This is a genomic window from Endothiovibrio diazotrophicus (genome assembly GCF_054657215.1).
Window position 1 is genome coordinate 35674 of record NZ_BAAHXB010000044.1, and the last position, 8571, is coordinate 44244.

6 protein-coding genes are annotated in these 8571 nt (G+C 68.0%); 2 read left to right on the forward strand and 4 right to left on the reverse strand.

The window, feature by feature from the left end:
• Nucleotides 1–3 precede the first annotated feature (3 nt).
• Nucleotides 4–3318, forward strand: coding sequence for a tetratricopeptide repeat protein (locus tag ACYQ2W_RS12595; RefSeq protein WP_459867376.1), 3315 nt, complete (start codon nucleotides 4–6; stop codon nucleotides 3316–3318).
• A 755-nt stretch (nucleotides 3319–4073) separates the two neighbouring features.
• Here the strand turns inward: ACYQ2W_RS12595 and ACYQ2W_RS12600 are convergent.
• Nucleotides 4074–4358 carry a hypothetical protein gene (locus ACYQ2W_RS12600; protein ID WP_459867379.1) on the reverse strand — a complete coding sequence of 95 codons (285 nt, stop codon included), beginning with the start codon at nucleotides 4356–4358 and terminating at the stop codon, nucleotides 4074–4076.
• A 167-nt stretch (nucleotides 4359–4525) separates the two neighbouring features.
• On the opposite strand from ACYQ2W_RS12600, the gene ACYQ2W_RS12605 reads away from it, so the two are divergent.
• Nucleotides 4526–5587 carry a methyltransferase domain-containing protein gene (locus ACYQ2W_RS12605; protein ID WP_459867382.1) on the forward strand — a complete coding sequence of 354 codons (1062 nt, stop codon included), beginning with the start codon at nucleotides 4526–4528 and terminating at the stop codon, nucleotides 5585–5587.
• 83 nt (nucleotides 5588–5670) lie between these two features.
• On the opposite strand, the gene mpl is transcribed toward ACYQ2W_RS12605, so the two are convergent.
• Genes mpl through ACYQ2W_RS12620 form a run of 3 tightly spaced genes read right to left on the reverse strand, consistent with a single transcriptional unit; the run spans nucleotide 5671 to nucleotide 8378 of the window.
• Nucleotides 5671–7029: a UDP-N-acetylmuramate:L-alanyl-gamma-D-glutamyl-meso-diaminopimelate ligase gene (gene mpl / locus ACYQ2W_RS12610; RefSeq protein ID WP_459867385.1), complete on the reverse strand. Its 1359-nt coding sequence runs from the start codon at nucleotides 7027–7029 to the stop codon at nucleotides 5671–5673.
• On the reverse strand, nucleotides 7026–7547 hold the full coding sequence (locus ACYQ2W_RS12615; RefSeq protein WP_459867388.1) for a hypothetical protein: 522 nt from the start codon (nucleotides 7545–7547) through the stop codon (nucleotides 7026–7028). The genes mpl and ACYQ2W_RS12615 overlap by 4 nt, the downstream gene beginning before the upstream one ends.
• The gene (locus ACYQ2W_RS12620) at nucleotides 7548–8378 is read right to left on the reverse strand and encodes a vitamin B12 dependent-methionine synthase activation domain-containing protein (RefSeq protein ID WP_459867391.1); all 831 of its coding nucleotides are present in this window, start codon (nucleotides 8376–8378) and stop codon (nucleotides 7548–7550) included.
• Nucleotides 8379–8571 lie beyond the last annotated feature (193 nt).

The window sequence follows — 8571 nt, forward strand, 5'->3', positions numbered from 1 at the left end:
CCCATGAGCAACCACTACAACCCCGACTGGCTCGACGACGACGACCTGGAGGCGAACTTCGTCGCCCGTCGCGACGAGTTCGAGTTCCTGCGCGGCGAACTGATCCGCGCCCCGCGCCAGGGGAGCGTCCAGCACCATCTGCTGGTCGGGCTGCGCGGGGCCGGCAAGACCACGCTGCTCAAACGCCTCGCGGTGGCCCTGCGCCGCGATCCGCAGCTCAACGACCACCTGCTCCCCCTCTCCTTTCCGGAGGAGCTCTACCAGGTCAAGAACCTCGCCGACTTCTGGTGGGCCACCTGCGAGGCGCTCGCCGACGAACTCGACCGGCGGGGCGAGACGCAGCGCGGCGACCGGCTGATGGATCGGGTGGAGCAGGCCCGGGCCGCGGCCGGCGACGACCCCACCGACACCGGGGGGCTGGAGCGGCTGCTGCAGGGGTGCGACGAGCTGGAGCGGCGCCCGGTGCTGCTGGTGGACAATCTCGACCTGATCTTCCAGCGCATCGAAAAGAGCGGGCGAAAGCGCAAGAACCCCGACTCTCCCGTCTACTGGGCGCTGCGCGAGGCGCTCTCCACCACCCGCTCCCCCATCGTCATCGGCGGCTCCGCCCGCCTCTCCGAGCCGTTCACCGACTACGACAAGGCGTTCTACGACTTCTTCCTCCCCAAGCGTCTCGGCAAGCTCTCCCTGGAGGAGGCGCGCAGCGTCATCGAACACCTCGCCGAGGTCCGCGACGCCCCGCAGGTGAAACGGCGCCTGAGCGAGCGCCCCGGCCGCATCGAGGCGCTCTACGAACTCACCGGCGGCAACCCCCGCGCCCTCGGGCTGATCTTCGAGCTGCTGCGCCAGGGGGCCGGCAGCCGCGCCGTCGAGGACTTCCACAACCTGATGGACCTCACCACCCCCTACTACAAGGCACGCTTCGAGGATCTCGCCGACCAGGCCCAGGTGGTGATGCACGCCCTCGCCGTCTGCCGCCCCGGCGCCGACGCGGGCAGCGCCCTGCGTTTCGGCCACAGCGCCGCCGCCATCGCCGCCCACACCCACCTCACCACCGGCACCGTATCGACCCAGATGAACGTCCTCGAACGGGAGGGGCTGGTGGAGAAGTCCTCCGCCCACGGCCGCACCCAGTACCGGATCGCCGAGCAGCTCTTCCGCCTCTGGCTGCAGATGCGCGGCACCCGCCGCATCCGCCAGAACGTCATCGGCCTCACCGAGTTCCTGGAGGCGATGTTCGACCTGGAGGAGCTGAAGGCGCACCTGGGCGACGCAGGCGCCTCCCCGCTCAACGACGCCCGCTATTTCGAGGCGGTGTCCGACACCGCCGGCGCCGCCCCCATGCGGCGAGCGCTCAAGGCGCACGGCGCCGATCGAGTGTTGCACCACCTTCGGGCCGGCGGGGGGGAGATCGGTGAGTATCTGGCTCCCGGTGACCTCCCCGAGGATCTGGAGAGGCACTTCCGGCTGTGCGATAGGCTCCAGCGCAGCGCCTGTGGCGAGTTGATGGAGGAGGAGCGGAACGCGCTGCTCGGCTCGCTGGAGTTGCGGGAGGAGGAGAAGGAGCGGTGGGTGGAGGCGCTGTGCGACCCCGACGAAGCGGAGGGCGCGCGGGAGCGGCTCCGCGCCCGCCTGGGCGAAGAGCGCGACCGGCTGCTCCACCGTGGGCTGCTGGAAGAGGATCTCCCGCTGCTCTACGCCCTGCGTGCAAGAGGACAGCTTCCCCTCCCCGTGCTCACCACCGACGATGTCGAGGCGGTTTGCGCCGTCGATGAGTCGCCCCACCTACGACTCATGGTCTGGCGACTGCTCGGCACCCGAGACAAGGTCAGGTTTCCTGGCGACGAGATCGCACAGGCGTGGATCGAGTGGGGCCGGGAGTACGCTGCCGATGCGACGGCCACGGAGTGGGCCAACGTCGTGGGCGCCATGCGCCGCTCCAAGCGCTACGCCGCCGCGGAGCGCCTGTTGAGCCTCGCGATGGAAAAAGGCGAATCATCGAGGGGCTGGTATGAACGCGCCACCCTTCTAAGCGAGAAGGAGAACGATTTCGACGCCGCCGAGAAGGCGTATCGGATCGCCATCGAGTTTGATCCGAACGATGCGTTCCCTTGGAACGGATTGGGCCTATTGCTTGCCGGCAACCTCGACCGCCCCGACGAGGCCGAGACCGCCTACCGCAAGGCGATCGAAATCGAACCGGCGGACGCACCGCCTTGGAACAACCTTGGTCTCTTGCTCGCGGCGAAACTCGACCGCCTCGAGGAGGCCGAGACCGCGTTCCGCAAGGCGATCGAGATCGAACCGGCGGACGCACTGCCTTGGAACAACCTTGGTTTCTTGCTCGCGGAGAAACTTGACCGCCCCGAGGAGGCCGAGACCGCGTTCCGCAAGGCGATCGAGATCGATCCAACCTTCGCATGGTCTTGGAATGCCCTTGGCGTCTTGCTAGCGGAGAAACTCGACTGCCTCGACGAGGCCGAGAGTGCCTACCGCAAGGCGATCGAGATCGACCCGACCTTCACATGGCCTTGGAACAACCTTGGTGCCTTGCTCGAGGAGAAACTCGACCGCCCCGACGAGGCTGAGAGCGCCTACCGCACGGCGATCGAGATCGACTCAACTTTGGCATGGTCTTGGAACAACCTTGGTGACTTGCTCGCGGACAAACTCGACCGCCCCGACGAGGCCGAGACCGCCTACCGCAAGGCGATCGAGATCGACCCGGCGTACGCACGGCCTTGGAACAACCTTGGTGACTTGCTCGCGGACAAACTCGACCGCCCCGACGAGGCTGAGAGCGCCTACCGCAAGGCGATCGAGATCGACCCGAAATATGCCCTGCCAAGGTACAACCTCGGCCGTCTATTGGAACGCCAAGAACGCTGGGAAGAGGCGCTGGAGGCCTATGCTCGAGGCGCGGAACTGGAGGAGGAACCACACCCGTTCTGGCTACAGCGGCGCTCCGATGTCGAGACCCGCCTGCGGGTCTCCGCCGCCCTGGACGCCCTCTCCGCGAACGACCCCGAGGGGCTCCGGGCCGCTCTGGGAAAACTGCTGCAGGCGCACCCGGATCCCGCCACCGCCCTGGTGAGCGATCCCTTCGTCGAAGGGTTCCTCGCCCCGTTGATCGGGGCGCGTGACCAGGGGGCCGTTACGCTCGCCGCGCTGCGGGAGCTGGGCTTCGACAAACCGGCGCGCCCGCTGCTGCTCGCCTTCGAGGCGGCGCTGGCGCGGCGCCCGGAGATGCTGGAGGAGCTGGAGCCCGAAGTCCGCACCGCCGCGCAGCGAATGTTCGCGCGACTCTCCGCGGATTAGGGGGGCTTTTTTGGGCTATGTCCGTGTTGGCTGTTGCGACATTTCTCGAATGTAGGCCGCGATTGCCTACAGGGATGTAGGTACTTGGCGTGAGCAGGATGCGGAAGCCGGGCGCCATGTCCGTTCCTACCACTTGCCAAATCGAGGCGCCTCACTCCGTCGTGATCGCGGCCTAAGGGCCGCTCCTACAGTGAATAACGGCGCTAGCTATCGATCGCAACACGTAATTCAGACATGGCTTTTTTGCGGTGTATCAGCGTTTGGGGTCGCGGATGGCGTCGTTGACCGCCTTGCGCTGATTGGCGCGTTTTTTCGCGTCTGTGTAGAGGGATTCGTCGGTGCGGATGGGGATGCCCACGGGAGGGAGCCCTGATTCAAGTTGCGACCATTGTCGTTTGGCGCAACCGAGCCGTCGGACCGATGTCGTCGGGGATTTCGGTGCGGCTCCGCCAAACTGCGGCGAAGTGCCTTCGTTTGACACGGCGGCCGCGGGCCGCCCTATAGGGCGCGCCGTGCGCGCCGGGCGGTGAGCGAAGCTCGCTCCTTGAGGGTTTCTGCAGGCCTGTCGGCGAAGTGCCCTCGTTCGACTGAGCCGTCGAGGCGATTCGAGTCGATCGGGCCATGCGGCGGGTTGGCAAGGGGGGGCGGCTCCTGCCGGTCTACCGGGTGGTGGCCCAGCTTCATGGTGTTGGAGCGGGGTTCGAGGATCGCCAGGATGCGCGCCTCGCCCACCTTCCGGCGCAGCCCCTCCAGGGTCAGGTGGATGGCGGTGGGGTGGTGGGCGAAATGGTGCGCACCCGTTCGTCGCCCTCGGCGCGGGCCGGGAAGTAGCCGTAGACCGCCTGCATGCGCAGGACCCCCTCGGCGTCGCTCTGGCCGAGCAGCCGGCGCGGGTGGGATATCGGTGGTGCCGAGGAGCGGGCGCCCCTTCGCGGGGGTGTCCTTCCGCCAGCCGTCGGGGCACTGCTGGCGACTATCGTGACGTCGAAGATGGCCCCCATGTTTTCACGCCAGGCCTCGTAGCGGAGCGAGCACTCCACTCCACATCGCGGAGGTCGGTGAGAAATGCGCACAAGACGTTTCCGTTAACGTAAAATAGATTGCGATTTCCGTCGAATGGCGAACAACGTGGGTTCGCCTGCGGGTGGTGGATGGTGAAGGCATTGGCTGCGGTTGGAAGGGGAAGGTGATGGATCGGGCGGAGATTTTGCGTTCATGGTTGAAGCGGGACGGTATCGGGCTGGAGATCGGGCCGCTGCACAGCCCGATCGCCCCGAAAAGGGACGGCTGGCGGGTCGAGACCTTCGATCATGCCGATGCCCCGACGTTGCGCGAGCGCTACCGGGAAAGTCCGGGCGTCGACGTCGCGGCGATCGAGGAGGTCGACTTCGTATCCGACGGCCGCTCGCTGGTCGAGGTGGTCGGCGAGACCGGGCGCTACGACTGGATCCTGGCCTCCCACGTCGTCGAACACGTCCCCGACCTCCTGGGTTTCCTCAAGGATTGCGAAACGTTGCTGAAACCGGACGGCCGGCTGGTGCTGGCGGTCCCCGACAAGCGCCGCTGTTTCGACGCGATGCGCCCGCCCTCGACCACCGGCGAGGTGCTGCAGGCCCATATGGAGGGGCGGGTACGCCACAGCAGCGCCGCCGCCTTCGAGTATGGGGCGCGCTCGGTCGTATTGAACGGTGCCCATGCGTGGCTGGCCGATGATTGCGGCGAGGCGCAGTTGCAGTACGATCTGGCGACTTGCTACGCGCTCTTCCAGCGAGCGTTGGCCAGCGGTGAATACCACGATATGCACGGTTGGGTGTTCATCCCTTCCTCCTTCCGACTGATTGCCGAAGAGTTGTACCAACTGGAATTGATTCGTATGCGGGAGGAGGTGTTCCGGGCGGGTGCGGCCTCGGAGTTCTTCTTCGTGCTGGCGAAGAACGGTGGCGGGCCGCACCGTTCCCGGCAGCAGATCGCGCTGGATGCGGTCGAGGAGGAGTCGTCGGGGCTCGGCGCCCTGACCGCCAAGGGCTGTGCCCGGACCAAGGCCGTTGCCGAGCTGACCGCGTCACGGCAGGCCGCGCAGGAGCGGGCGGAAGCCGCGGAGGCGGAGCGGCAAGCAACCGAGGCGGCACTGCGCGCGACGGAGCGGGCGTTGCACGATGTGCAGGCCGCGCTGCAGGCGGTCCGCCAATCCACCTCGTGGCGGATCACGGGGCCGCTGCGTCGTCTGGTGACCCTTGCGCGGGGCTCGTCGGCGAACGAGCGCGAATAGTGGCGATCGACGTCCTGTCCTTGATGTTTCCCGCCGTTCAGCTGGTGACGTGCCTTCGTTCGGCACGGCGGCCACGGGCCGCCCTATGACCGGTCGGCCAGCGCGTCGAGGAGCTTCTGGTGGATGCCGCCGAAGCCGCCGTTGCTCATCACCAGCAGGTGGTCGCCGGGGCGTGCCTCGCGGCGCACGCGCTCGACGATCGCCGCCACCGAGTCGAGCACCTCGGCCTTGGCGCCGAGGGGGGCCAGCGCCTCCGTCAGGCTCCACGGCAGTTCCGGCGGGTCGAGGATCAGCACCCGGTCGGCGGCGGTGAGCGAGGCGGCCAGCTCCGCCTTGTGGTGGCCCAGCTTCATGGTGTTGGAGCGGGGCTCCAGGATGGCGAGGATGCGCGCTTCGCCGACCTTGCGGCGCAGCCCCTCCAGGGTCAGGTGGATGGCGGTGGGGTGGTGGGCGAAGTCGTCGTAGACGGTGATCCCGTCGACCACCCCGCGCACCTCCTGGCGCCGCTTCACCCCCTTGAATTCGGCCAGGCCGTCGATGCAGTGCTGCACCGGCACCCCGGCGTGGCGGGCGGCGGCGATCGCGGCCAGCGCGTTGTACATATTGTGGCGCCCGGAGAGCCCCCAGCGGACGGTGCCGACGTGGCGCCCCGCGAGCCACACCTCGAAGGCGCTGAAGTCTTCGGCCTCGGGTCGCGCGCGCCACTCGCCGTTGGTGCCGAACCCCTCCACCGGGGTCCAACAGCCCATCTCCAGCACCCGCTCGATCTCCGCCTCGTCGCGGTTGGCGACGATCAGCCCGCTGCCGGGGATGGTGCGCACCAGGTGGTGGAACTGGCGGCGGATGGCGGCCAGGTCGTCGAAGATGTCGGCGTGGTCGAACTCCAGGTTGTTGAGCACCGCGGTGCGCGGCCGGTAGTGGACGAACTTGGAGCGTTTGTCGAAGAAGGCGCTGTCGTACTCGTCGGCCTCGACGACGAAGAAGGGGTCGTTGCCGAGGCGCGCGGAGACGCCGAAGTTGGCCGGCACGCCGCCGATCAGGAAGCCCGGGGTGAGCCCGGCGTACTCCAGGATCCAGGCGATCATCGAGGCGGTGGTGGTCTTGCCGTGGGTGCCGGCCACCGCCAGCACCCAGCGCCCCTGGAGCACGTTCTCGGCCAGCCACTGGGGGCCGGAGGTGTAGCGCAGGCCGCGGTCGAGCAGGTGCTCCACCGCCGGGTTGCCGCGGGAGAGCGCGTTGCCCACCACCACCTGCTCCACCGTTTCGCCGAGGTGCTCCGCCCGGTAGCCCTCGCAGAGCGCGATCCCCTGCTCTTCGAGCTGGGTGCTCATCGGCGGGTAGACGCCGGCGTCCGACCCTTCCACCGCGTGGCCGGCCTGGCGGGCGAGCAGCGCGACGCCGCCCATGAAGGTGCCGCAGATGCCGAGGATGTGGATCTTCATTGGACCGCCTCCGCGGGGAACAGCGAGCGGGTCACCTCGATGATCAGCACCATGTAGGCCATGGCGACGATGATCCCGGCGGGGAAGGGGATCTCCAGGGCGTGGCGGAAGATGTGGCCGGTGACCATCAGGCTCCAGATCACCAGCGCCAGCCAGAGCATGGCGAACAGCCCGATACCGCCGCCCGCGGTCTGCGCGGCGAGCAGCCCCAGGGTGACCGGCAGGGCGGCCAGGTTGAGCAGGGTGCCGCTACCCACCAGGGCGGTGTAGGTCTGGGTCAGGCGCAGCGGGTGGCGGCGCAGGTTGAGCAGCAGGGTGGTGACCAGCGCCAGCCCGGCGGCGTCCACCGCGGTCTGCGCGAAGGCCGAGAGCGGCGGGGTGTCGGCCAGCATCAGGGTGGTGCCGCTGCCCAGGTAGGCGGCCAGCGAGGCGAGCACCAGGAAGCGCGAGGAGGGCAGGTCCTGGGGGCCGGCCTTCATCAGGCAGATGGACCAGAAACGGAGAATCAGTTCGTGCATTCAAACACCGAAGTACTTCGCCTCCGGGTGGTGGACGACGATCGCCGAGGTGGAGTCCTCCGGCCACAACTGGTCCTCGTCGCCGAGGGTGACCCCGATGCGCCCGGCGTCGAGCAGCTCCAGCAGCTTGTCCTGGTCGGCGAGATTGGGACAGGCGGGGTAGCCGAAGGAGTAGCGTGAACCGCGGTACTTCTGCTTGATCATCTCGGGGATTGCGCGGGCGTCCTCGCGGGCGAAGCCCAGTTCGGCGCGGATCCGCTTGTGTACGTACTCGGCCAACCCCTCGGCCGCCTCCACGCTGAGGCCGTGCCAGTAGAGGTAGTCCTGGTAGCGGTCGGCCTCGAACAGCTCGCGGGCGTAGTCGCTGGCGTGCTGGCCGGCGGTGACCAGCTGGAAGGCGGCCACGTCCATCTCTTGCGACTCCACCGGACGGAAGAAGTCGGCGATGCACAGGCGGCGCGCCGTGCTCTGGCGGGGGAAGGGGAAGCGGCAGCGCTCCGCCGCCCCCGACGGGTCGCTGTAGATCACCAGCTCGTCACCCTCGGCGCGGGCCGGGAAGTAGCCGTAGACCGCCTGCATGCGCAGGATCCCCTCGGCGTCGCTCTGGGCGAGCAGGCGGGTGAACAGCGGGTCCACCTCGTGGCGCGCCCACTCCCGGTACTCCTCCGGGCTCTTCCCCTTCGGCTTGAAGCCCCACTGGAACTTGTACAGGGCGGTGCGGTTGATGTACGGCGCCACCGAGCGCAGCGGGATCTGCTCCAGGCACTTCGAGCCCCAGAAGGGGGGCGTCGGCAGCGGGTTGTCGTGGCGGATGGCGGAGCGTTCGGTCATGGCGGGGCGGGATCGGGGAAAGGACGCATGATACCCCAATGGGGGTGGCGGGCGGTGAAGACAATGGCTGGCCGACACCCCCACCGGGAGGTAATCTAAGTCTGTTTTGGCCGTCGCCGTTGGTGCGTGGCGCTTCGGTTTCCTGTAGGAGCGGCCCTTAGGGCTCGCGAAAGAATAACTTCCTGTTTTGGGA

Bases quoted from the DNA above. Each gene is read 5' to 3' on its own strand.
- ACYQ2W_RS12595 (WP_459867376.1), top strand. From the start codon at position 4: ATGAGCAACCACTACAACCCCGACTGGCTCGACGACGACGACCTGGAG.
- mpl (WP_459867385.1), bottom strand. From the start codon at position 7,029: ATGAAGATCCACATCCTCGGCATCTGCGGCACCTTCATGGGCGGCGTC.
- ACYQ2W_RS12615 (WP_459867388.1), bottom strand. From the start codon at position 7,547: ATGCACGAACTGATTCTCCGTTTCTGGTCCATCTGCCTGATGAAGGCC.
- ACYQ2W_RS12620 (WP_459867391.1), bottom strand. From the start codon at position 8,378: ATGACCGAACGCTCCGCCATCCGCCACGACAACCCGCTGCCGACGCCC.